This is a genomic window from Curtobacterium sp. MCLR17_051, from assembly GCF_003234395.1.
Lineage (GTDB): Bacteria > Actinomycetota > Actinomycetes > Actinomycetales > Microbacteriaceae > Curtobacterium > Curtobacterium flaccumfaciens.
In genome coordinates, this window is the sequence record NZ_QKTA01000003.1 from 68,372 (window position 1) to 90,223 (window position 21,852).

Annotated in this window: 26 protein-coding genes; 23 read left to right on the forward strand and 3 right to left on the reverse strand. The window is 70.6% G+C overall.

Translation table 11 applies throughout. The features are described from left to right. Positions 1-52 precede the first annotated feature (52 nt). Genes rpsP through trmD form a run of 4 tightly spaced genes read left to right on the forward strand, consistent with a single transcriptional unit; the run spans position 53 to position 1,969 of the window. Positions 53-466: a 30S ribosomal protein S16 gene (gene rpsP / locus DEJ06_RS04605; RefSeq protein ID WP_027465884.1), complete on the forward strand. Its 414-nt coding sequence runs from the start codon at positions 53-55 to the stop codon at positions 464-466. Positions 467-469: 3 nt separating this feature from the next. Next, entirely contained in the window at positions 470-706 is a 237-nt protein-coding gene (locus DEJ06_RS04610; protein ID WP_017888258.1) for an RNA-binding protein, read from the forward strand. A 19-nt stretch (positions 707-725) separates the two neighbouring features. Further along, positions 726-1,271, forward strand: a complete 546-nt coding sequence (gene rimM / locus DEJ06_RS04615) for a ribosome maturation factor RimM (protein WP_181436867.1) — start codon at positions 726-728, stop codon at positions 1,269-1,271. A 5-nt stretch (positions 1,272-1,276) separates the two neighbouring features. Continuing rightward, positions 1,277-1,969 (forward strand): tRNA (guanosine(37)-N1)-methyltransferase TrmD, encoded by a 693-nt coding sequence (trmD, locus tag DEJ06_RS04620; RefSeq protein ID WP_110863975.1) that lies wholly within the window; start codon positions 1,277-1,279, stop codon positions 1,967-1,969. A 170-nt stretch (positions 1,970-2,139) separates the two neighbouring features. On the opposite strand, the gene map is transcribed toward trmD, so the two are convergent. Then, positions 2,140-2,922 (reverse strand): type I methionyl aminopeptidase, encoded by a 783-nt coding sequence (map, locus tag DEJ06_RS04625; protein ID WP_111038560.1) that lies wholly within the window; start codon positions 2,920-2,922, stop codon positions 2,140-2,142. A 168-nt stretch (positions 2,923-3,090) separates the two neighbouring features. Between map and rplS the strand changes: the two genes are divergently transcribed. The 9 genes from rplS (at position 3,091) to DEJ06_RS04670 (ending at position 10,109) form a co-directional block, all read left to right on the forward strand. Next, positions 3,091-3,447 (forward strand): 50S ribosomal protein L19, encoded by a 357-nt coding sequence (rplS, locus tag DEJ06_RS04630; RefSeq protein ID WP_017888254.1) that lies wholly within the window; start codon positions 3,091-3,093, stop codon positions 3,445-3,447. 123 nt (positions 3,448-3,570) lie between these two features. After that, on the forward strand, positions 3,571-4,314 hold the full coding sequence (gene lepB, locus DEJ06_RS04635) for a signal peptidase I (RefSeq protein ID WP_027465880.1): 744 nt from the start codon (positions 3,571-3,573) through the stop codon (positions 4,312-4,314). Beyond that, positions 4,311-5,018 (forward strand): ribonuclease HII, encoded by a 708-nt coding sequence (locus DEJ06_RS04640; RefSeq protein ID WP_111038561.1) that lies wholly within the window; start codon positions 4,311-4,313, stop codon positions 5,016-5,018. Before lepB ends, DEJ06_RS04640 begins: the two co-directional genes overlap by 4 nt. A 45-nt stretch (positions 5,019-5,063) precedes the next feature. Then, positions 5,064-5,387 (forward strand): DUF2469 family protein, encoded by a 324-nt coding sequence (locus DEJ06_RS04645; protein WP_017888251.1) that lies wholly within the window; start codon positions 5,064-5,066, stop codon positions 5,385-5,387. A 117-nt stretch (positions 5,388-5,504) separates the two neighbouring features. Next, on the forward strand, positions 5,505-5,855 hold the full coding sequence (locus tag DEJ06_RS04650) for an Lsr2 family protein (RefSeq protein WP_017888250.1): 351 nt from the start codon (positions 5,505-5,507) through the stop codon (positions 5,853-5,855). Between the two features lie 163 nt (positions 5,856-6,018). Then, the gene (locus tag DEJ06_RS04655) at positions 6,019-6,396 is read left to right on the forward strand and encodes a YraN family protein (RefSeq protein WP_244993148.1); all 378 of its coding nucleotides are present in this window, start codon (positions 6,019-6,021) and stop codon (positions 6,394-6,396) included. After that, positions 6,393-7,916 (forward strand): YifB family Mg chelatase-like AAA ATPase, encoded by a 1,524-nt coding sequence (locus DEJ06_RS04660; protein WP_111038562.1) that lies wholly within the window; start codon positions 6,393-6,395, stop codon positions 7,914-7,916. Before DEJ06_RS04655 ends, DEJ06_RS04660 begins: the two co-directional genes overlap by 4 nt. Continuing rightward, positions 7,916-9,151: a DNA-processing protein DprA gene (gene dprA, locus DEJ06_RS04665; RefSeq protein ID WP_111038563.1), complete on the forward strand. Its 1,236-nt coding sequence runs from the start codon at positions 7,916-7,918 to the stop codon at positions 9,149-9,151. The genes DEJ06_RS04660 and dprA overlap by 1 nt, the downstream gene beginning before the upstream one ends. Before the next feature lie 25 nt (positions 9,152-9,176). Then, entirely contained in the window at positions 9,177-10,109 is a 933-nt protein-coding gene (locus DEJ06_RS04670; RefSeq protein WP_111038564.1) for a tyrosine recombinase XerC, read from the forward strand. Positions 10,110-10,175: 66 nt separating this feature from the next. On the opposite strand, the gene DEJ06_RS18195 is transcribed toward DEJ06_RS04670, so the two are convergent. Further along, entirely contained in the window at positions 10,176-10,751 is a 576-nt protein-coding gene (locus DEJ06_RS18195; protein ID WP_146247031.1) for a murein hydrolase activator EnvC, read from the reverse strand. A gap of 319 nt (positions 10,752-11,070) precedes the next feature. Between DEJ06_RS18195 and DEJ06_RS04680 the strand changes: the two genes are divergently transcribed. The 10 genes from DEJ06_RS04680 (at position 11,071) to DEJ06_RS04725 (ending at position 19,884) form a co-directional block, all read left to right on the forward strand. Continuing rightward, a complete protein-coding gene (locus DEJ06_RS04680; protein ID WP_258367097.1) occupies positions 11,071-12,513 on the forward strand; it encodes a sugar porter family MFS transporter in 1,443 nt (480 codons plus the stop codon). A gap of 322 nt (positions 12,514-12,835) precedes the next feature. Further along, positions 12,836-13,753 carry a 30S ribosomal protein S2 gene (gene rpsB, locus DEJ06_RS04685; protein ID WP_027465874.1) on the forward strand — a complete coding sequence of 306 codons (918 nt, stop codon included), beginning with the start codon at positions 12,836-12,838 and terminating at the stop codon, positions 13,751-13,753. A gap of 88 nt (positions 13,754-13,841) precedes the next feature. Then, complete coding sequence (gene tsf / locus DEJ06_RS04690) at positions 13,842-14,669, forward strand: translation elongation factor Ts (protein WP_027465873.1); 828 nt, start codon at positions 13,842-13,844, stop codon at positions 14,667-14,669. Positions 14,670-14,796: 127 nt separating this feature from the next. Continuing rightward, positions 14,797-15,516 carry a UMP kinase gene (pyrH, locus tag DEJ06_RS04695; protein WP_071406376.1) on the forward strand — a complete coding sequence of 240 codons (720 nt, stop codon included), beginning with the start codon at positions 14,797-14,799 and terminating at the stop codon, positions 15,514-15,516. Between the two features lie 47 nt (positions 15,517-15,563). After that, positions 15,564-16,118: a ribosome recycling factor gene (gene frr, locus DEJ06_RS04700; RefSeq protein WP_027465871.1), complete on the forward strand. Its 555-nt coding sequence runs from the start codon at positions 15,564-15,566 to the stop codon at positions 16,116-16,118. A 65-nt stretch (positions 16,119-16,183) separates the two neighbouring features. Further along, positions 16,184-17,128, forward strand: coding sequence for a phosphatidate cytidylyltransferase (locus DEJ06_RS04705; RefSeq protein WP_111038634.1), 945 nt, complete (start codon positions 16,184-16,186; stop codon positions 17,126-17,128). A gap of 84 nt (positions 17,129-17,212) precedes the next feature. Beyond that, on the forward strand, positions 17,213-17,761 hold the full coding sequence (locus DEJ06_RS04710) for a DivIVA domain-containing protein (protein WP_071406375.1): 549 nt from the start codon (positions 17,213-17,215) through the stop codon (positions 17,759-17,761). A gap of 147 nt (positions 17,762-17,908) precedes the next feature. Beyond that, a complete protein-coding gene (locus DEJ06_RS18540) occupies positions 17,909-18,823 on the forward strand; it encodes a lytic transglycosylase domain-containing protein (protein ID WP_258372464.1) in 915 nt (304 codons plus the stop codon). A gap of 12 nt (positions 18,824-18,835) precedes the next feature. Then, positions 18,836-19,138: a hypothetical protein gene (locus DEJ06_RS04720; RefSeq protein ID WP_110863985.1), complete on the forward strand. Its 303-nt coding sequence runs from the start codon at positions 18,836-18,838 to the stop codon at positions 19,136-19,138. Continuing rightward, positions 19,135-19,884, forward strand: a complete 750-nt coding sequence (locus DEJ06_RS04725) for an alpha/beta hydrolase (RefSeq protein ID WP_111038566.1) — start codon at positions 19,135-19,137, stop codon at positions 19,882-19,884. The genes DEJ06_RS04720 and DEJ06_RS04725 overlap by 4 nt, the downstream gene beginning before the upstream one ends. Before the next feature lie 87 nt (positions 19,885-19,971). Here DEJ06_RS04725 and DEJ06_RS04730 read toward each other — a convergent pair whose 3' ends face one another. After that, positions 19,972-21,813, reverse strand: coding sequence for a hypothetical protein (locus DEJ06_RS04730; protein WP_111038567.1), 1,842 nt, complete (start codon positions 21,811-21,813; stop codon positions 19,972-19,974). Positions 21,814-21,852 lie beyond the last annotated feature (39 nt).

Here is a 21,852-nt window from a genome sequence, read left to right on the forward strand (position 1 = left end):
CCCCACGCCCGCGGTTCCAGTTCAACCACAACGAAAGCAAACAGGAGCAATTGTGGCTGTCAAGATCCGTCTGAAGCGTCTCGGTAAGATCCGTGCGCCCTACTACCGCATCGTCGTCGCCGACTCGCGCACCAAGCGCGATGGTCGTGTCCTCGAGGAGATCGGTCAGTACCACCCGACCGAGGAGCCCTCGGTCATCAAGATCGAGTCCGAGCGTGCGCTCTACTGGCTCGGCGTCGGCGCGCAGCCGACCGAGCAGGTCGCGGCCCTCCTCAAGCTGACCGGCGACTGGGCCAAGTTCAAGGGCGAGAAGGACACGGAGTCCAAGGTCAAGGTCGCCGAGCCGAAGCCGGCCTTCCAGGTCGACTCCTCGAAGAAGGCCGTGCTCAAGCCGAAGTCGGAGAAGACGGCTCCCGCCGCCAAGGCCGACGACGCCGAGACCGCCGACGAGACGACCGAGGCGTAGTCCTTGCTCGAATCCGCGCTGACGCACCTCGTCAAGGGGATCGTCGATCACCCTGACGACGTGCGCGTCGCCAGCTCCACCTCCCCACGCGGCGAGGTCCTCGAGGTGCGCGTGCACCCCGAGGACCTCGGCCGCGTGATCGGTCGCGCCGGGCGCACCGCCAAGGCGCTCCGCACGCTCGTCACGGCCCTGGCCGACGGCAAGCGCGTGCGGGTCGACGTGGTGGACACCGATTCCTAGGGAGACGACCCAGCTCCGGGTGGGTCGAATCACGAAGGCGCACGGGCTCAAGGGCGGCATCAAGCTCGAGCTCTACACCGACGACCCGGATCGTCGGTTCACCCTGGGCGCCACCTTCACGCTCCAGGTCCCCGACGACTCACCGTGGTCGGGCAAGACCCTCGAGCTGGACGAACTCCGCTGGTACAACGGTCACCCCGTCGCGTTCTTCGCCGGGATCGACGACCGCACCGCGGCCGAGTCCCTGGCGCGCATCATCCTCTGGGTCGAGCAGGACGCCGACGCCGAGACCGGTGAGGACGACGCCTGGTACGACCACCAGCTCGTCGGGCTCAAGGTCCTGCGTGACGGCGTCGAGGTCGGCACCGTCGCCCGCGTGGACCACATGCCCGCACAGGACCTGCTCGCGATCGACACGCCGTCCCGCGGCGAGGTCCTCGTGCCGTTCGTCTCGGCCATCGTGCCCGCGGTCGACATCGCGGCCGGCACCGTCACGGTCACGCCCCCGCAGGGCCTGTTCGAGGACCCCGAGGACACCTCGCGCCCCGAGACGGTCACGGACTAGTCCCCGTGCGGATCGACATCGTCACGATCTTCCCGGAGTTCTTCTCCGTGCTCGACGTGTCCCTGCTGGGCAAGGCCCGCTCCGGCGGTCTGCTCGACCTGCACGTGCACGACCTGCGGTCGTGGACCACCGACCGACACCGCACCGTCGACGACACCCCGTACGGCGGTGGCGCCGGCATGGTGATGAAGCCGGAGCCGTGGGCGCAGGCGCTCGAGGCGCTCTTCCGCCCCGACGGCTCGTCGACCCTGGTGGTCCCGACGCCGGCCGGCACGCCCTTCACGCAGTCGATCGCGCGGTCGCTCGCGTCGACGTCGGAGCACCTCGTGTTCGCCTGCGGGCGGTACGAGGGCATCGACGCCCGCGTCTTCGAGTGGGCGTCGTCGCGCGCCACCGTCGTCGAGCTCTCGCTCGGCGACTACGTGCTGAACGGCGGCGAGGTCGCTGCGATGGCGATGATCGAGGCCGTCGGACGACTCGTCCCCGGTGTCGTCGGCAACCCCGAGTCGCTGGTCGAGGAGTCCCACGAGGACGGCCTGCTCGAGTACCCCTCGTACACCAAGCCCGCGTCGTGGCGCGGCCTCGACGTCCCCGACGTCCTGCTCAGCGGGCACCACGCCCGCGTCGGTGCCTGGCGGCACGAGCAGCAGCTGGAGCGGACGCGGCGCGTCCGTCCGGACCTGCTGCCCGACGCGTAGCGTCACCCGTCTCGCGAAAGCGACAGATCTCCGCGGAACATCCGCGGAGATCTGTCGCTTTCGCTGTTGTGACGGTCCGCGGGCCGCGAGATCTGTCGCTTCCGTGGGGTGGGGACGACGCGTGACGGACTGGAGGCGCGGTGCCAGCTGGTGCCGCGCCTCCAGGCTCGCTACTGGTCGCGCTGGGCGCGACGCAGGGTCAGGACCTCGGGGCCGGCCTCGGTGACCGCGACCGTGTGCTCGACGTGCGCGGCACGCGAGCCGTCGACGCTGCGCAGCGTCCAGCCGTCGTCGTCCTGGTAGAGCTCGTCGGTCGTCTGCATGAGCCACGGCTCGATCGCGACGACCAGACCCGGCCGGAGCTTCAGGCCGCGACCCGGGCGGCCGTCGTTCGGCACGTGCGGGTCCCCGTGCATCGTGCGACCGACGCCGTGCCCGCCGAACTGCAGGTTCACGTCGTGACCGGCCTGGTGCGCCACGTGACCGATGGCGTGCGAGACGTCGCCGAGTTTGTTGCCGGGAGCCGCCAGGGCGATGCCGGCGGCCAGTGCCCGTTCGACCGTGGCGATCAGTGCCTGGTCCTCGTCGCGCGGTGTGCCGACCTGGACGCTGACGGCGGAGTCCGCGACCCAGCCGTCCATGCTCGCGGCGAAGTCCAGGCTCACCAGGTCGCCGTCCTGCAGGGTGTGGTCGTGCGGCAGGCCGTGCAGGGCGGCGTCATTCACCGAGGTGCAGAGGTTCTTGCCGAACGGCGACATGCCGAACGACGGGTGGTAGTCGACGTAGCAGCTCTCCGCGCCGCGTTCGGCGATCATCCGGGCCGCGACGCGGTCGAGGTCGAGCAGGTTGACGCCGACGTCGACGGTCTCGAGCAGCTCGTCGAGGACGTCGGCCACGAACCGACCGGCGACGCGCAGTCCGTCCAGCTCGGCGGGGGTGCGGAGTTCGATCATGGGTCCATCCTCGTCGTTTTGTCTCCCGCGCTCTCTGTGGCAGTATTGAACGCTGTGCCCTGGCTGGACTCTGCCACGGGGGAGTCGCCGACACCGGGCACGCACCACCACTTTCCGAACCTTCGATCCGCGGCGACCCGTGCGCGTCCGCAGAGAGTGAAACCCACCATGAGCCAGCTCCTCGACAACGTCGACGCAGCATCGCTGCGTACCGACGTCCCGGACTTCCGTCCCGGCGACACCATCAAGGTGCACGTCAACATCATCGAAGGCACGCGCTCGCGTATCCAGGTCTTCCAGGGAGTCGTCATCGGCCGTCAGGGCCACGGCATCGGCGAGACCTTCAAGGTCCGCAAGGTGAGCTTCCAGGTCGGCGTCGAGCGCTGGTTCCCGGTGCACTCGCCGATCATCGACCACATCGAGATCGTCACCAAGGGTGACGTCCGTCGTGCGAAGCTCTACTACCTGCGCGAGCTCCGCGGCAAGGCGGCCCGCCGCAAGATCAAGGAGAAGCGCGACGCCTGATCGCCTTCACAGTGAACGTCCGCGAGCCGGACGCCGCTGCGAGCCCCTCGTCCATGTACGGTTGTGCATCGACGGGGGGCTCTTCCCATTTGCGGGGAGTCAGTGGTTCGAACGAGAGCGGAAATGACGGACACGACAGAGGATTCCGGGCGCAGGCCACGTGCCGAGAAGCAACGGAACGGTGTCCTCACATTCCTCCGCGACCTCGTCATCATCTTCATCGCGGCACTGCTCGTGTCGTTCCTGGTGAAGACGTTCCTGATCCGGTCGTTCTACATCCCGTCGGCGTCGATGGAGAACACGCTCCAGATCAACGACCGCGTCATCGTGAACGAGCTCGTCCCCGGCGCCGTGGCACTGAAGCGGGGAGACGTCGTCGTCTTCAAGGACCCGGGCGGTTGGCTCACCGGGTCCGAGGTGCCGAGCGTCACGCCGGACACCCAGCCCGCGAAGGCCATCGACTGGGCGCTGACCCAGGTCGGTCTCGGCACCGGTGACAGCGACGACCACCTGATCAAGCGCGTCATCGGTCTGCCCGGTGACAAGGTGTCCTGCTGCAACGACCTCGGGCAGATGTCGGTGAACGGTGTGCCGATCAAGGAGCCGTACCTGAAGCTCCCCGCCGGCGCCCCGGCCTCGGCGACCGACTTCTCGGTCACCGTGCCGAAGGGCACCATCTGGGTGATGGGCGACAACCGGAACGACTCGAAGGACTCCCGGTACAACGGCGACACCCCGTCGAAGGGCTTCGTCCCGATGTCCGACGTCACGGGTCGCGCGTTCGTCATCTCGTGGCCGGCGAGCCGCTGGACGTGGCTCGACGACCACCCCGAGGTGTTCGCCGGCGTGGAGGAGCGCGACGAGTGACCGCCGTCCGTCCGTCGCTCCGGCTCGAGAAACGTCTGCTCGCCGAGGGCCGCGTGACGGTCATCGGCATGGACGAGGTCGGCCGTGGCGCCATCGCCGGTCCGGTCGGCGTCGGTGTGGCTGCTGTGACGCTCGACATCGGTCGTGTGCCCCAGGGGCTCGCGGACTCGAAGCTGTTGTCCGAAGCGCGCCGCACCGACCTCGTGCCCGTCGTGCAGCGCTGGGCGCGCACGTCGGTCGGCATGGCCTCGGCTGACTTCGTCGACCAGCAGGGCATCGTGCCCGCTCTCGGTGCAGCCGGTGCGCAGGCGCTCGGCTCCCTGGTCGCCGACGGGGTGTCGCTCGACGGCGCGGTGGTGGTGCTCGACGGCTCGTTCGACTGGTTGAGCCGTGCCCTGCCCGCGTCGCTCCGTCCGGCCGCCGATCCGCTCGAGGTCGTCGTCCGGGTCAAGGCCGACCGCGACTGCGCCTCGGTGGCCGCGGCGTCCGTGGTGGCCAAGGTCGCTCGTGACGCGCTCATGATCTCCGCGCACGACGAGGCTCCGCACTACGGGTGGGTGTCGAACAAGGGCTACGGGTCGACGGCGCACTACGACGCGATCCGGGCGATCGGGGCGCACGCGCTGCACCGGAAGTCGTGGTTGCACCAGGCCTCGAGCGTCGCGCTGGACGGGTTCGACGAACTCGACGCCCTCGCCGGTTGAGCCCGTCGTCCGCACGGGCCTCCGTCGCCGTAGACTGTGGGCGCAATGGATGAGGACGAATTCGACGACTACGACCGCGAGGTCGAGCTGGCCCTGTACCGCGAGTACCGCGACGTGGTGTCGCAGTTCCGTTACGTGGTCGAGACGGAGCGCCGTTTCTACCTGGCGAACGAGGTCGAACTCGTGCGCCGTGACACGGAGCACGACTTCTACTTCGAACTGACGATGAACGACGTCTGGGTCTGGGACGTCTACCGTTCCGACCGGTTCGTCAAGGGTGTCCGGGTACTCACGTTCAAGGACGTGAATGTCGAGGAACTCACGACGCGCGAACTCGAACTGCCGAAGGAACTCGCACTCGACGAGTGATCGTCAATTTCCTTTCTCCTGCTTCTTTCTCGGTGAATCGCCGCTGATCCGGACCGCCGGGGAATTGTGCGCGCTATTCTGATGGGGAAATAACCGCCCCACGAACAGGAGCACCCCATGGCACAGAAGGTCACCGTCCAGCTCGTCGACGACCTCGACGATTCCCCCATCACCACCGGTGAAGGCCGGACGGTCGAATTCGCGTTCGACGGCTCGTCGTACGAGATCGACCTGTCGAACGACAACGTCGACAAGTTCCGCGAGGCGATCTCCGACTACATCGCCGCAGCGCGCAAGGTCTCCGGTCGTCGCACCGGCGGCGGTTCCGCGCCGAAGTCCGCCCCGAAGCGCGGCAACTCCGAAGAACTCGGCAAGATCCGCGAGTGGGCCAAGGAGAACGGGTACGAAGTCTCCTCCCGCGGGCGCATCTCGACGCAGGTGCAGGAAGCCTACGCAGCAGCGCACTGACGCTCGTCGCAGCAGGACCCGGGTGATCTCGATCGCCCGGGTCCTTCTTCTTTCCTCCACAGGGGCAATTCGTCCGCACTGATTCCACAGACTCTCCGAGTCCGCCGTTCGGTGTGTGCGTTCCGGAGATCGTTGTCGTGGAGGCAACGACATGGAACAAGACGTGCAACGAGCACCGGGGCGGTCGCTCCGGAACGGCCGACTCGGACGATTCGGTGAAGAACGAGCGGTGGCCTGGCTCGAAGCCCGGGGATTCCGCGTGCTCGAGCGGAACTGGCGATGTGCGCGCGGTGAGATCGACATCGTCGCGTGGGATTCCTGCACGCTCGCCTTCATCGAGGTGAAGACCCGTTCCGGAGCCGCCACCGGCCACCCGTTCGAGGCGATCACGGCGGCGAAGCTCACCCGGATGCGGCGACTCGTGCCCGAGTGGTTCGACGCGCATCCCGAGGTCTCGGCGCGCGCGGTCCGGGTGGACGTCGTCGCGGTCCACGTCGACGGTCCCCGCACCGTCGTCGAGCACCTGGCGGGTGTGCTATGACCGGCATCGGGCGCGCTGCAGCGGTCGCGCTGCTCGGGGTCACCGGTCGGCGGATCGAGGTCGAAGCGCACCTGACCAGTCAGCTGCCGGCGTTCAGCATCATCGGTCTGCCTGACACCTCGCTGGGTGAGGCACGGGAACGTGTGCGATCCGCGGCGGCGAACGCGGGGTGCCCGCTGCCCGCCCGCCGGATCACCGTGAACCTGACCCCGGCGGCGATCCCGAAACGCGGTTCGGGGTTCGACCTCGCCATCGCGATGGCCGTGCTCGCCGGTGCCGGTCTCGCGCCGGACGTCTCGGAGCGCATCGTCTACATCGGCGAACTCGGCCTCGACGGCAGGGTGCGTCCGGTCCCCGGCGTGATCCCGATGCTGCTCGCCGCGCGCGACGCCGGTGTGGACCGCGTCGTGCTGCCCGTCGGCAACCTGACCGAGGCCCGTGTGGTCGGCGGGGTCCGGATCCGGGGCGTGGACTCGTTGCGGGCGGCGGCGATCGACGCCGGGGCGCTCCTGCCGACGGTCGAGGTCGACCCGGTGCTGCCGGTCCCGGTCACGGCCGTGCCGCGTCCCGTAGCCGAGCTGTCGGACGTCGTGGGGAACCCGGTCGGCGTCCGAGCACTCATTGCCGCGGCGGCCGGGGGACACCACGCACTGCTGCTCGGGCCACCGGGCGCGGGCAAGACCATGCTCGCCGAACGGCTGCCCGGGTTGCTGCCCGACCTCGACGACGAGACCGCGCTCGAGGTCGCCGCCGTCCGGTCCGTCGCCGGGCTGGGCCCCGCGTCGTGGAGCACGAAGCCACCGTGGGAAGCCCCGCACCACTCCGCGTCGGCGGTCTCGCTCATCGGCGGCGGATCCGGGGTCCTGCGCCCCGGAGCCGTGTCGCGCGCCACCGGGGGCATCCTGTTCCTCGACGAGGCACCGGAGTTCCCGCGGGCCGTGCTCGACGCGCTCCGGCAACCGCTCGAGTCCGGGCGGATCACGATCCACCGTGCGGCGGGAGCGGCCGAGTTCCCCGCACGCTGCCAGGTCGTCCTGGCGGCGAACCCCTGTCCGTGCGGCAACGCCGGTGGTGCGCACGGGCAGCCGTGCGAGTGCTCGCCGAGCACCGTCCGCCGGTACCTCGGCCGCATGTCCGGGCCGCTGCTCGACCGGATGGACATCCGGGTGCTGGTGCCCCGGGTGACGACGGGTCGGATGCGGGACGCGGACGGCAGCACCCCGACGACGGCGGTCGCGCGTGCGGCGGTCGCGGCAGCACGAGCCCGCATGGCGGAGCGACTGCACGGCACAGGATGGACGCGCAATGCCGAGGTCACCGGGACGTGGCTCCGAGCCGAGGGACGCATCGAACCCTGGTCGACGGCGGACCTCGACCGCGCACTCGACCTCGGGACCCTGACGATGCGCGGGTGGGACCGTGTGATGCGCCTGGCGTGGACGCTCGCCGACCTCGACGCGGTGGAGCGGCCCACGGGTGCGCACGTCCGCGGCGCCCTGGCCCTGCGGAGCGCGCTGTGATGCCGGCGGGCACGGAGCTCCTCGACACCGTGGCGCGCCTGCTGGGACGGAGCGGTGCCGCGGTGGATCCGGTGCAGGCCGCGGCACGGGTCGCCTGGTCGGCCATCGTCGAACCGGGGGACTCCGTCGCCGGAGAGCTCCTCACCGGCCTCGGACCCGAGCGTGCGCTCGGTGCGGTGCTGCTCGCCGCGGACGGAGACTTCGATTCACTGCTGGGATGCTGCGTCGACGCCGAGGTGCCGGGTGCGGAGGACCCAGCGGTGCTGCTCGGCGTGCTGCAGACCGCGGTGGAACGCTGGCGGCCCCGATTGGCCGCCGTCGAGGTGGGCGACGTGCTCGCGGCGGCCGGTGCGGTCGGAGCCGGACTGCTGGTCCCCGAGAGCGACGGGTGGCCGCCCGCGATGGATGACCTCGGGCCGCACGCCCCGGTGGTCCTCTGGACGCGCAGCACGGGTGCACGCCTCGGCGAGGGGATGCCGGCGTTGGGGGTCGTGGGGTCCCGGGCGAACACGGTGGCCGGTGCCGAGGCCGCGGCGGAGATCACCTCGACCGCGGCGGACGCGGGATTCCTCATCGTGAGCGGGGGCGCCTACGGGATCGACGCGGTGGCGCACCGTGTCGCCGTCGCCGCCGGGACGCCCACGGTCGCCGTCCTGGCCGGTGGCATCGACCAGCTCTACCCGGTGGGGAATGCGCAGCTGCTCCACAACGTGGCGCGGCAGGGGGCGCTGCTCGCTGAGTCGGCACCGGGGACGCGACCGACGCGGTGGCGTTTCCTCGCCCGGAACCGGCTGATCGCCGCGCTGGCCGACGTCACGGTCGTGGTCGAAGCGGGCGCCCGGTCCGGGGCGCTCAACACCGCCCACCACGCAGCGCAGCTCGGCCGGCCGGTGTTCGCGGTCCCGGGAGCGTTCGCGTCCTCGGCATCGGTCGGGTGCCACCGGCTCATCGCACAGGGACGGGCGCAGATCGTCGTGCACCCCGGCGATCCGGTCGCGGCGGCGAGACCGGCGACCGGGACGAGCGGGGGAGCGGTGCCGGACGAACCGCTCCTGTCCGGTCGGCAGGACCCCGAGGTGCTCCGGGTGCTCGACGCGCTCGGCCGTCGCGCGCTGCCCGAGGCCGAGATCGCCCGTCGGGCGGGCATGTCGACGGCCGACGTCGCCGACGCGCTCGCCCTGGCGCAGCTGCAGGGACTCGTCGTCGCGAGCGGCGGCGGGTGGGGCCGGGCATGACGGTCGACAGCCGTACGCTGACGTCGTGGTTGCGCGGACGGACGGTCGACTGGTGGTGGCGGTGGACGCCTTCCTCGGGCACGCCCGGCACGCGCGGGGCCTCAGCGAGCAGACCCTGCGCGCGTACGCCAACGACCTCGAGCAGCTCGTGGCGTTCGCGGACACCCGAGGGGTCGACCGCGTCGCCGACGTCGAGCTCGAGCTCCTGCGTGACTGGCTGTGGGACGCCGACCACCGGGGGCTCGCCCGGTCGACGATCGCTCGGCGGTCTTCGTCCGTGCGGGCGTTCACGCGGTGGGCGAGCGAGACCGGGGTGACGACGACCGACGCGGGGGTCCGGCTCCGTGCACCGAAGGGCGGGGCGCACCTTCCCCGCGTCGTGTCGGCCGACCAGGTGCGCGTCCTGCTCGACGGGCTCGGTGCCCGGGCGGCGACGGACGACCCGACGGCGCTGCGGGACCTGGCCCTCGTCGAGCTCCTGTACGCGGCGGCCATCCGGGTCAGCGAACTCGTCGGGATCGACGTGACCGACGTCGATCGCGGACGCCTGACCGTGCGGGTGCTCGGCAAGGGCGGGAAGGAACGCGTGGTGCCGTTCGGGGTGCCGGCACGGGACGCACTCGAGGCGTGGCTCGAGCGCGGACGGCCCGCCCTCGCCGTACGGGCGGAGGGACCGGCAGGCACGGCGCTGTTCCTCGGCGACCGTGGCGCCCGACTCGGCGTCCGCAGTGCCTACCGCGTGGTGGCGCGCTTGCTCGGTGACCTGCCGGGCGAGGGGCCGAGCGGGCCGCACACGTTCCGGCACACCGCGGCGACGCACCTGCTCGACGGGGGAGCGGACCTGCGCGCGGTGCAGGAACTCCTCGGTCACGCCAGCCTCGGCACGACGCAGATCTACACGCACGTGTCGTCGGCGCGGCTGCGTGAGGTCTACCGAACGGCGCACCCGCGCGCCTGACGGTGGGCCGACGTGCGTCCCGGTCGGTTGCAGGTCAGCTTCCGATCGGCTTCCGGTCGGCTCGACTCACCCGGGCCAGGCCGACTCGGGCAGGAGCACCGGCCACTCGGCTGGTGGCAGGTACGCCATCGGGTCGACGTAGCGACCGTCGACGCGAGCACCGAGGTGCAGGCACGGTGCCGACGCCGGACAGTGCCCGACCGAGACGCGCCCGACCGGCGCGCCCTGCACGACCTCGTCCCCGGCGGCGACCAGGGGCGTCACCGAGTCGAGCGTGCTGACCAGTCCGTCGCCGTGGTCGATCGTCACGACGGTGCGGCCGCCGACCGCGCCGGCGAACCCCACCGTGCCGTCGTCCACCGCCGAGGCAGTGCTGCCGAGGGCTGCCGGGACGTCGAGGCCCCGGTGGCCGGCGGTGTAGTCCGAGGACGGTCCTTCCCAGGCGCGCTCGACCACCCGCGACCCGGTGGGCCAGATCCAGCGAGCCTCGACCCGGCCCGAATCGGTCGCAGTGCCCACCGACGCCCCGGCGCCCACCGACGCCCCGGCGCCCGTCGACGGCGCGGCTCCGAACACCGCGGTCCCGCCCAGCACCGCCGCGCACACCACGGACAGCAGGACGGGACGTGCGTTCGATCGCATGTCCCCAGCCTGGGCGGTGGAACCCGGCCCCGGGGCGGGCGGGGGCGATCCGTGGAGGGGGAGTCGCGCCTCCAGGCTTGGGGAGGAACGTGCCGAGGACGGAAACGACAGAACCGACGTCGTACGACGGCGACAGTGTCGTTCCGCGTCGGCGCGCAAGCCCCGCGCCGTCCCGATCACGCCCCGGTTATGACCAGATCCCGAGCGAGGAGTACAGTCGGGGCCGCTCCGGAACACGCAACGCCGCTCGGACGGCGAACCAGCCGACCGCCGGGGCACCGTGCTGCACACCGGCACGGCGGCAGAACCCAGGAGCATCGTGTCCACCACGACCACCGGGCACGGCGAAGACCGTGCGTTCAAGGGGAAGGTCACCCTGTTCGCCATCGCGGCGGCGGTCGGTGGCTTCCTGTTCGGCTTCGACTCGTCCGTCATCAACGGCGCCGTCGACGCGATCAAGGGTGAGTTCAACCTCTCCGACGCGGCCAGCGGCTTCGCGGTCGCATCGGCCCTGATCGGCTGCGCGTTCGGCGCCTACTTCGCCGGCCGCCTCGCCGACCGCTACGGCCGCACCCGGATCATGTTCTGGGCCGCGGTGCTGTTCTTCGTCTCGTCGATCGGTTCGGCGTTCGCGTTCGCGACGTGGGACCTCGTGATCTGGCGTCTCGTCGGCGGTCTCGGCATCGGTACCGCTTCGGTCATCGCGCCGGCGTACATCTCCGAGGTCTCCCCGAAGGCGATCCGCGGGCGGCTGGCCTCGTTCCAGCAGCTGGCGATCACGCTCGGTATCTTCGCCGCGCTCCTGTCCGACCAGCTCTTCGCCGTCACCGCGGGCAGCGCCTCGGCCGAGGTCTGGGGCCTGGCCGCCTGGCGCTGGATGTTCCTGGTCGGGGTGATCCCCTCGGTCGTCTACGGCGTCCTGGCGATCACGCTGCCGGAGTCCCCGCGCTACCTGCTCACCAAGGGCCGTGCGGATGATGCGCGCGTGGTGATGGGCAAGATCGTCCCGCGCGACACCGTGAACACGAGCCTGGAGGAGATCCAGGACGGCATCAAGAAGGAAGCCAACGAGAAGAAGGGCTCCATCCGGGGCAACCGCTTCGGGCTCCAGCCGATCGTCTGGGTGGGCATCATCCTGGCCGTGCTGCAGCAGTTCGTCGGCATCAACGTGATCTTCTACTACTCGACGACGCTCTGGCAGGCGGTCGGCTTCAAGGAGGAGGACTCGTTCCTCATCTCCACGATCACCTCGGTGGTCAACGTCGCCGTCACCTTCGTGGCGATCTTCCTGGTCGACAAGGTCGGCCGCAAGCCGCTGCTCGTCGCCGGTTCCGCGGGCATGTTCGTCTCGCTCACCATGGTCGCCATCGCGTTCTCGCAGGCGACGATCGTCGACGGCAGCCCGAGCCTCCCCGGCTCGTGGGGCGTCATCGCGCTGATCTTCGCGAACCTCTTCGTGGTGTCCTTCGGCGCCACGTGGGGTCCGCTCATGTGGGTCCTGCTCGGCGAGATGTTCCCGAACCGCATCCGCGCCACGGCGCTGGGCATCGGCTCGGCCGCCAACTGGATCGCGAACTTCATCGTGACGATCTCGTTCCCCGTGCTCTCGGGCTTCAACCTGACGGTCACCTACGGCATCTACGCGCTGTTCGCGCTGCTGTCGCTGTTCTTCGTCATCGCCAAGATCCCGGAGACCAAGGGCCGCTCGCTCGAGGAGATGGGCATCTCCGCCGACGGCGACACGGTGGACGCCAAGGCCTGATCGGCCGGTCGCGCACCGCGTCCGTTCCGCACGGATCGCCGGACAGGAGGCCCGGATCACGTCAGCCGCGAGGCGCGCGTGATCCGGGCCTCCCTTCTGTTAGCATCTATCCAGCAGCGTGCTGATGCGCGCTGACTTCGCGTGTCCACCAAGCCCTCACGGGCTCGGTACCCGACCAACGGTCCCGCTCTCACGAGCGGGCGGTCGCGTGCCAGGACACCAGGGACCACGACCGACGGTCGTGATCGACACAACCGCAACAGGTCCGCAGCGACGTGCGAGAGCACGGCTGCGCGCCGAGAACACAGAAGGAGGACGGCACATGGCCGTCGTCACCATCCGCCAGCTGCTCGACAGCGGCGTCCACTTCGGACACCAGACCCGTCGGTGGAACCCGAAGGTGAAGCGCTTCATCCTCGCCGAGCGCTCGGGCATCCACATCATCGACCTGCAGCAGTCGCTGGCCTTCATCGACCGCGCGTACGACTTCGTCAAGGAGACGGTCGCGCACGGTGGCACGATCCTCTTCGTGGGCACCAAGAAGCAGGCCCAGGGCTCCATCGCCGAGCAGGCGACCCGCGTCGGCCAGCCGTACGTCAACCAGCGTTGGCTCGGCGGTCTGCTCACGAACTTCCAGACGGTCTCCAAGCGCCTCGCGCGCATGAAGGAGCTCGAGGAGATCGACTTCGACGACACGACGAAGGGCTTCACCAAGAAGGAGCTCCTCATCAAGAAGCGCGAGCTGGACAAGCTCCACAAGACCCTCGGTGGTATCCGCAACCTCACGCGGACCCCGAGCGCGCTCTGGATCGTCGACACCAAGAAGGAGCACCTCGCCGTCGACGAGGCGCAGAAGCTCGGTATCCCGATCATCGGCATCCTCGACACCAACTGCGACCCCGACGAGATCACGTACCCGATCCCGGGCAACGACGACGCGATCCGCTCCGTCGGCCTCCTGACCCGCATCGTCGCCGACGCCGCGGCCGAGGGCCTGAAGACCCGCCACAACGGTGGCGACGAGGACGAGGCCAGCGAGCCCCTCGCCGAGTGGGAGCAGGAGCTCCTCGGTGGCGAGACCGCCGCCACGACCGAGGCGCCCGCCGCCCCCGTCGAGGAGAACGACGCTGACGCGCAGGTCGCCGCGAAGGAGATCGGCGAGCCGATCGCCGACGAGGCGAAGAACGCGGAGCCGACGGCCGAGGCCGAGGCAGCCGCGGAGACCACCCCCGCCGAGTGAGTCGCCGGGGCGCCGGACCCCACCGGGTCCGGCGCCCCGACTGCACTCCACTCTCCACACACGTACAGTCCAGAAAGGACTCCAGTCAATGGCAAACTTCACCGCTGCTGACGTGAAGAAGCTCCGCGAGGACCTCGGCGCCGGCATGATGGACGCGAAGAACGCGCTCGTCGAGGCCGACGGCGACTACGACAAGGCCGTCGAGCTGCTCCGCATCAAGGGTGCCAAGGCCGTCGCCAAGCGCGACGACCGTGCCACCTCCGAGGGTGTCGTCGTCGCGACCTCCGAGAACGGCGCCGCCACGGTCGTCGAGCTCGCGAGCGAGACCGACTTCGTCGCGAAGAACGAGAAGTTCACGACCCTCGCCGACAAGGTGCTGGGCGCGGTCGCCGCTGCCGGTGCCGCCGACGTCGCTGCCGCCAACGCCGCACCGCTGGACGGCAAGACCGTCCTCGAGGTCGTCAACGAGTCGGCTGCCGCGCTGGGCGAGAAGCTCGAGGTCCGCACGGTCCGCCGTGTCGAGGGCTCGGCCTTCGAGATCTACCTGCACAAGACCAGCCAGGACCTGCCGCCGCAGATCGCCGTCGTCATCGCGTACGAGGGTGACAACGCCGCCGAGGCACGTTCGATCGCCCAGCACGTCGCGTTCGCGAACCCGACGTACCTGACCCGCGACGAGGTCCCGGCCGAGGCCATCGAGAAGGAGCGTGCGACCGTCGAGGCGATCACGCGCGAAGAGGGCAAGCCCGAGGCTGCGCTCCCGAAGATCGTCGAGGGCCGGGTGAACGCCTACATCAAGCAGGTGTCGCTCCTCGACCAGGACTACGCGAAGGACAACAAGATCTCCGTCGCGAAGGCCGCCGAGAACGCCGGCATCACGATCCAGGGCTTCGCCCGCGTCAAGGTCGGCGCGTAACGAACCCGTGACGGGGTCAGGAACCAACCAGGTTCCTGGCCCCGTTTTTCGCGCGCGCCGGCACGACACGCGCGCGACACATCCGCGAGTACATTTCCACGAGACCACGACGAAGGGTGCGGACCAGATGACCGACGAGAAGACCGGACGACGCCGCGTTCTGCTGAAGCTGTCGGGAGAGGCGTTCGGCGCCGGCTCCCTCGGGGTGAACCCCGACGTGATCGGCACCATCGCCAAGGAGATCGCCGTCGCCGCGCGTGAGGTCGAGATCGCGATCGTCGTCGGCGGGGGCAACTTCTTCCGCGGAGCCGAGCTCTCGCAGCGCGGCATGGACCGCGGGCGCGCCGACTACATGGGCATGCTCGGCACGGTGATGAACGCACTCGCGCTGCAGGACTTCCTCGAGCAGGCGGGCGCTGCGACCCGCGTGCAGTCCGCCATCGCGATGACCCAGGTCGCCGAGCCGTACATCCCGCGGCGCGCCGAGCGGCACCTCGAGAAGGGCCGGGTCGTCATCTTCGGCGCCGGTGCCGGACTGCCGTACTTCTCCACGGACACGGTGGCGGCGCAGCGTGCGCTCGAGATCAAGGCGGACGAGGTCCTCGTCGCCAAGAACGGCGTCGACGGCGTGTACACCGCCGACCCGAAGAAGGACGCCACCGCCGAGAAGCTGCACCACGTGACCTACCAGGACGCGCTGCTCAAGGGCCTCAAGGTCGTCGACGCCACCGCGTTCTCGCTCTGCATGGACAACGGCATGCCGATGCACGTCTTCGGCATGGAGGGCGACGGCAACGTCCAGGCCGCGATCCGTGGCGAGCGCATCGGCACCGTCGTCAGCAACTGACCCCCGGCGCTGACTAGACTCGACGCCAGTACCGAAGGAGTAACACCGTGATCAGTGATGTCCTGACCGAAGCCACCGAGAAGATGGCGAAGGCTGTCGAGGTCGCCAAGGACGACTTCTCGACCGTCCGCACCGGCCGCATCAACGCGGCGCTCTTCCAGAAGATCCCGGTCGAGTACTACGGCACGCCGACGCCGCTCGCGCAGCTCGCGTCGCTGCAGACGCCCGAGGCCCGCACGCTCATCGTGACGCCGTACGACAAGACGGCGCTCAAGGAGATCGAGCGCGCGATCGCGACGTTCCCGAACCTCGGCGCCAGCCCGACGAACGACGGCGACATCGTGCGCGTGACGATCCCGGAGCTCACCAAGGACCGCCGCAAGGAGTTCGTCAAGCTCGTGCGGACGAAGGGCGAAGACCACAAGGTCGTCGTCCGGAACATCCGCCGCAAGGCCAAGGACGACCTCGACGCACTCAAGGGTGAGATCTCCGACGACGAGATCTCGCGCGGCGACAAGGACCTCGAGGCCCTGACGAAGAAGCACGTCGACCAGATCGACGAGTCGCTGAAGAAGAAGGAAGCCGAACTCCTCGAGGTCTGATGCGTCGCTCCGACCAGGGCGATGACCGCCCCACAGCAGAGCACGGGCCCGCGTCGAGCGGGCCCGTGAAGAAGGGGCTCCGTCAGGACTTCGATGCGCGCGCACGAGCGGCGCGCACCGACTTCGAGGCGCAGCTCCGCCAGCGCAAGGCCGACTTCGGCGCGCGCAACGAAGCGCTGACCGCGCGGACCGGGCGCAACCTGCCGGCGGCGATCGGCATCGCGCTCGCGTTCGCGGTCGTGATGCTCGGCACGCTGCTCCTCTGGCCGCCGTCCTTCATGGTCGTCGCGGCGTTCCTGCTGGGCGTCGGCGTCTACGAACTCACGAGCGCGATGCGGTTCGCCGGCCGCGACGTCCCGCGGATCCCGAGCGTCGCCGTCGCGATCGCGATCGTGCCGGCGGCGTTCCTGCTCGGCCAGGTCGCGGCGCTGTTCACCCTGCTCGGCGGCATCGTCCTGATCAGCGTCTGGCGACTCGTCGAGGTCGCCGTCGCGCGGCAGAAGCCCCCGGCTGGCAACGTCGCCCGAGACCTCACGAACGGGCTGTTCGTGCAGGCCTACATCTCCCTGCTCGGCGCCTGCGTGGTGCTGCTCTCCGCCCAGCCGGACGGCAACCTCTGGGTGATCGGGTTCATCCTCGTCGTCGTCGCGGTCGACACCGGCGCGTACGCCACCGGGCTGAACCTCGGCAAGCACCCGATGGCTCCCCGCATCAGCCCCAAGAAGACGTGGGAGGGCTTCGCCGGGTCCGTGGCGGCGAGCATCGTCGTCGGCATCCTGGTGGCCGTGTTCATGCTCGGGCTGCCCTGGTGGACCGGTGTCCTGCTCGGTGTGCTCATCTCCGGTTCGGCCACGCTCGGCGACCTGACCGAGTCGATGATCAAGCGCGACCTCGGCATCAAGGACATCTCGTCGTTCCTGCCCGGACACGGCGGCCTGCTCGACCGCATCGACAGCATCCTGCCGTCCGCCGCCGTCGCCTACGTGCTGTACCTCGTCGTCAACCACTGACCACTGACCGCTGTCGGGCCGGGCTGAACGCCGCACTCAGCGCGTCCAGGTTGTGCCACGGTCGGGGACTGGCAGAATGACGCCGTGGCCACCACCTTCCCGACCGCAGCCCGTTCCGCCCTCGGTTACGACGTCGACGAAGTCGAGCGTTTCCTCGAGGACGCCCGGCGCGCGTATTCCGCCGACGACAGCGCCCCCGGCATCGAGGCCGCGAAGATCCGCGCCACGGCGTTCTCGATGCGCAAGGGCGGCTACTCCACGTCGCACGTCGACGCCGCACTCGAGCGACTCGAGGACGCCTTCGCGGCACGCGAGCGTGAGCGGGAGATGAGCGAGGTCGGCAAGAAGGCCTGGTACGCCGAGGCACGGACGAAGGCCTCCGACGTCGTGGCGCGGCTCGAGCGGCCCGACGGGCAGCGGTTCAGCCGGGTCAGCGTGCTCGGCACCGGCTACCACCCGAAGGACGTCGACGCGTTCGCCGCCCGGCTCGCCGGGTACTTCCGCGAGGGCAAGCCGCTCAGCCTCACCGAGGTCCGCTCGATCGTCTTCCGCCCGAAGCACGGCGGGTACCGCGAGGCGCAGGTCGACGCGCTGCTCGACGCCGTCGTCGAAGTGATGCTCGCTGTCCGGTGACGACGCGCTGTCCCCAGGTGCTTCGCTTTCCGTGATCGTTCCGTTACCCTGGTCCTACTCATGGGCAGGCACACGGCAGACTCAAGCTCCGACCGCGATACCCGCGAGCACCTCAGCCTCCAGGCTTCCGGTGAGCGCCGCGCGGCAATGCAGCGAACCCGCACGACGGAGACGTCGGCGTTCGGGGTGACCCCGCAGGCAGCGCCCGCGACGACGGATCCGGTCGCCACGCCGAAGTCGGTGGCGGCGACCCGCGTCTCCGACGAGCGTGTGGCGTCCTTCGCCCACGATGCTCTGGTCGACGCCGACCAGCGTCCCGCGAAGCAGCGCACCGCGACGGTGCAGCGCCGTGCGACGCCGAAGCTCGTGAAGCCCACCGCGTCGTCGGTGAACGCCGTCGCCCGCAAGCGCGCGATCGCCCCGATGATGTCCTTCGTCGGCGTGTTCCTGTTCGTCGGCGGCTCGCTGTTCAACCCGCTGCAGGCCGACGTGGCACAGGCCGCCGTCGACACCCCGGTGCTCGTGAAGACGCCGCCGGCGCCGCAGCAGTACACCGCGCACGGCACCTACGCCGTGGCCGCCGCCGACCGTGACGGCTACGACGTCACCGTCCCGGCCCCGAAGGTCGTCAAGCCCGTCGTCGAAGAGGACGAAGCCGACGCCGACGCCGAGACCACCGACGACAGCGCGGACGCCGCGGCCACCGAGAACCAGCCGGTCTCGGCCGCCAACACGCTCGCCGCGACCGCTGCGACGCCCGACCCGGGCAGTGCACAGGCGATCGCCCTGCAGCAGGTCACAGCTCGCGGCTGGGGCACCGACCAGTACAACTGCCTGGTCTCGCTGTGGAACAAGGAGTCCGGCTGGCGGGTGAACGCCTACAACCCCAGCGGTGCGTACGGCATCCCGCAGGCCCTCCCCGGCAGCAAGATGGCCACGGCCGGCGCCGACTGGCAGACCAACCCGGCGACGCAGATCACCTGGGGTCTCAACTACATCGCCGGCGTCTACGGCACCCCCTGCGGTGCCTGGGGACACAGCCAGGCCAACAACTGGTACTGATCGGCTGCTCGGGTGCCGCGCAGCAACCGACCGCGGCGTCCCCGTGGTCGCGACGTCGAGCCTGACGAGGAGACCACCCTCGACCGGCTGATGAGTTCGTGGAAGCGCACCGAGGTCCGCCACGGTCGCGAGTACCAGGTGCAGCCGATCTCGGCCGCGTCGGCGCAGAAGGAGTACATCTGCCCCGGGTGCGGCGGAAGCGTCCTGCCCGGCACCGCCCACGTGGTGGTCTGGCGTGCGGACGGCGTGCTCGGCGATGCTGCCGACCTGGCGTCGCGCCGGCACTGGCACAACCACTGCTGGAGCATCGCATGACCGAGCACGACGTGCCGCACGACACCGAGATCCGGTCCGCCACCGTGCTGCCGGCCCGTCGCACCGATGTCGAGCTCGTCACGGATGACCACCTGACGCTCGTCGGTGAACTCGCCGAGCCGGCCGACAGCCCGGCCCGCGGGACCATCGTCACGCTCCACCCCCTGCCGACCGCGCACGGGTTCATGGACTCGCACGTCCTCAAGAAGGCCGCGGCACGGTTGCCCGCCCTCGCCGACATCGCGGTGCTGCGGTTCAACTTCCGGTCCGTCACGTCTCCGCGCGGCACGTCCGAGGGTGTCTTCGGCGATGGTGTGTCCGAGGGCTTCGACCTGCGTGCCGCCGTCGCCGAGGTCGTCGACCGCGGCCTGCCGACCCCGTGGCTGGTGGGGTGGTCCTTCGGCACCGAGGTGATCCTCAAGCACGCGCTCGAGCACGTCGAGGCCGGCACGGTCGCCGGTGTCGTCCTGCTGTCGCCGCCGCTGCACCGCACCTCGGACGAGGAGCTCGCCCGCTGGGCTGCCGTCGGGGTCCCGGTCGTGGCGCTCGTCCCCGAGCACGACGACTTCCTGCAGCCCGAGGCCGCGGCGGCACGGTTCGCGCTCGCCCCGAACGTCCGGGTCGTGCCCGTCGACGGTGCGAAGCACCTGTGGGTGGGGGAGCGGTACGTGCGGATCGTCCTCGACGCGATCGCCGACCTCGTCGTGCCGGGCAGCGCCCCGCTGCCGACCCACTGGCCCGTCTGAGCGCGTCCGCACGACGCCCTGCGGCCTGCCACCTGCACCAGGTGGGACGGCCTGGAGGCGCGGGTCGCGCCTCCAGGCCGTGGACCGTCAGCGGTCGGTCGCGTCCACGTCGTCGTCAGCGTCCGCAGCGGACGCCGCGGCGGGTGCCGTGCCGAGCAGGCCCGTGGCGTTCGTGAGGACGCCGCGGAGGTTCTCGAGGTAGCCCGCGACGGCTTCGCGTTCGGTGCGGATCGCCGCCAGGCGGTCCTCGGCCTCGGCGATGACGCCGGCGGTGCGCTCCTCTGCGTCGGCGACCATCCGGTGCACCCGGTCCTGCGCGTCGGCGACGATGGTGCGGGCGTGCTCCTGGGCCTCGGCCGTGCTGGTGCGCTCGAGGTCGTCGGCCTCCTGCTGCAGGCGTTCGGCGCGTTCGCGGGCCTCGGTCGCGCGGCGCGTGGCCTCGGCGAGCTGCAGGTTGGCCTCGTCCAGGTACTTCTGCGTCTCGGTCACCGTCTCGTGGTGCTTCCGCAGGTAGTCCTGCTCGGCGTCGTCGCGGCGGGACGCGAGTTCCGACTCGAGCGTCGTGCGGGCCTCGTCGCGCTCCCGGGCGATCTCGGCACGGACCTCGTCGCGCTCCTTGACCAGGGCGGCGCGTGCGGTGTCGATCTCCTGCCGCAGGGCGGTGCGCTCGGCCTCGAGCACCCCGAGCTCGGCGGTGCGGCGGTCGGCGATCTCGGTGTCGACCTCGGCGTGCTCGCGCTCGCGTCGGGCGGCGATGGCGTTCTCGTGCTCCCGGACGGCGCGCTCGGCTGACGCATCGGCCTCGGCGCGCTCCTGCGCGATCCGGGCGTCGTGCTCCTCGAGTTCACGGGCGATCCGGTCGGCGGTCTCCTGCACCAGGCGCGCGTTCTCGACGCGGGTCTGCTCCTCGTCGACGCGGAGCTGCGCCTGGGCCGCCTCGATCTCCTGCTCCAAAGCGGTGCGGGCTGCTGCCAGTTCGCGGTCCCACTGGGCGCGAGCGGCGGCGAGTTCCTCGTCGAGCTCGCGGCGGCGGTCGGCGACCTCGGTGTCGAGCTCGGCGCGTCGGCGCGTGACCTCGGACTCGAGTTCGGCGCGACCGGTCTCGAGTGCCAGCGCGTGTGCCTGCTGCTCCTCGTCACGCTCGCGGTGCCAGGCGGCACGACCCTCGGTGACCTCGCGCTCGAGGGCCTCGCGTCGGGTCGTCTCCTCGCGGTCGAGGTCCTCGGTGCGGCGGGCGTGGTCGGCCTCGAAGACCGAACGGCGGTGCTCGGTCTCGCGGTCGAGCTCGGCGGCGGCGGTGCGGGCGTCGGCGGACTCGCGCTGGGCGATCTCGCGCAGCTCGGCGACCTCGTGCTCGACCTGGGCGCGCAGCGCGTTCGTCTCGCGGATGGCGACGGAACGGACCTCGGCGGCCTCGGTCACGGCGGCCCCGCGGATCGCGGCGGCTTCGTTGCGGGCGTCCTGCGTGAGCAGACCGGCCTCGGCGCGGGCACGTTCGACGGTGTCGGCTGCCTCGGCGCGGGCGCGGGTCAGTTCGTTGGTGGCGCGGGTGCGGGCGTCCTCGAGGGTGTCGCGCGCTTCCTCCTGGGCCTCGCGGACGGTGCGCTCGGCTTCGGAACGGCTCGAGGCACGGAGGCGCTGGGCGTCGATGTCCGCCTGGCTGATGAGGCGGGTCGACTGCTCCTCGGCCACACGCAGGGTGGACTCGAGGCGGGTGCCCAGTCCGCTGTACGTGGGGGTGCCGGCTTCGTCGAGCTCGCCCTGCAGTTCGGAGACCCGGGCCTGCAGGAGACGGATCTCCTTCGCGGCGTCGGCGCGGTCGTTGTTCGACTTGATGAGCTCGCGGCGCAGGTCGTTCAGCGAACGCTCCACCTCGTCGCGGCGGTACCCCCGCAGCTCGGTCCCGAACTCGGCCTCGTCGTTCGCCACGTGTCGCTCCTGGGTGCTCGGCGGAGGGCCCGGATCGGC

What these genes read in the sequence shown, in the direction of transcription:
- map (WP_111038560.1), bottom strand. Translation starts at nt 2,922, where the DNA reads ATGATCGAACTCCGCACCCCCGCCGAGCTGGACGGACTGCGCGTCGCC.
- rplS (WP_017888254.1), top strand. Translation starts at nt 3,091, where the DNA reads ATGAGCCAGCTCCTCGACAACGTCGACGCAGCATCGCTGCGTACCGAC.
- lepB (WP_027465880.1), top strand. Translation starts at nt 3,571, where the DNA reads ATGACGGACACGACAGAGGATTCCGGGCGCAGGCCACGTGCCGAGAAG.
- DEJ06_RS04645 (WP_017888251.1), top strand. Translation starts at nt 5,064, where the DNA reads ATGGATGAGGACGAATTCGACGACTACGACCGCGAGGTCGAGCTGGCC.
- DEJ06_RS04650 (WP_017888250.1), top strand. Translation starts at nt 5,505, where the DNA reads ATGGCACAGAAGGTCACCGTCCAGCTCGTCGACGACCTCGACGATTCC.
- DEJ06_RS04660 (WP_111038562.1), top strand. Translation starts at nt 6,393, where the DNA reads ATGACCGGCATCGGGCGCGCTGCAGCGGTCGCGCTGCTCGGGGTCACC.
- dprA (WP_111038563.1), top strand. Translation starts at nt 7,916, where the DNA reads ATGCCGGCGGGCACGGAGCTCCTCGACACCGTGGCGCGCCTGCTGGGA.
- DEJ06_RS18195 (WP_146247031.1), bottom strand. Translation starts at nt 10,751, where the DNA reads ATGCGATCGAACGCACGTCCCGTCCTGCTGTCCGTGGTGTGCGCGGCG.
- rpsB (WP_027465874.1), top strand. Translation starts at nt 12,836, where the DNA reads ATGGCCGTCGTCACCATCCGCCAGCTGCTCGACAGCGGCGTCCACTTC.
- tsf (WP_027465873.1), top strand. Translation starts at nt 13,842, where the DNA reads ATGGCAAACTTCACCGCTGCTGACGTGAAGAAGCTCCGCGAGGACCTC.
- pyrH (WP_071406376.1), top strand. Translation starts at nt 14,797, where the DNA reads ATGACCGACGAGAAGACCGGACGACGCCGCGTTCTGCTGAAGCTGTCG.
- DEJ06_RS18540 (WP_258372464.1), top strand. Translation starts at nt 17,909, where the DNA reads ATGCAGCGAACCCGCACGACGGAGACGTCGGCGTTCGGGGTGACCCCG.
- DEJ06_RS04725 (WP_111038566.1), top strand. Translation starts at nt 19,135, where the DNA reads ATGACCGAGCACGACGTGCCGCACGACACCGAGATCCGGTCCGCCACC.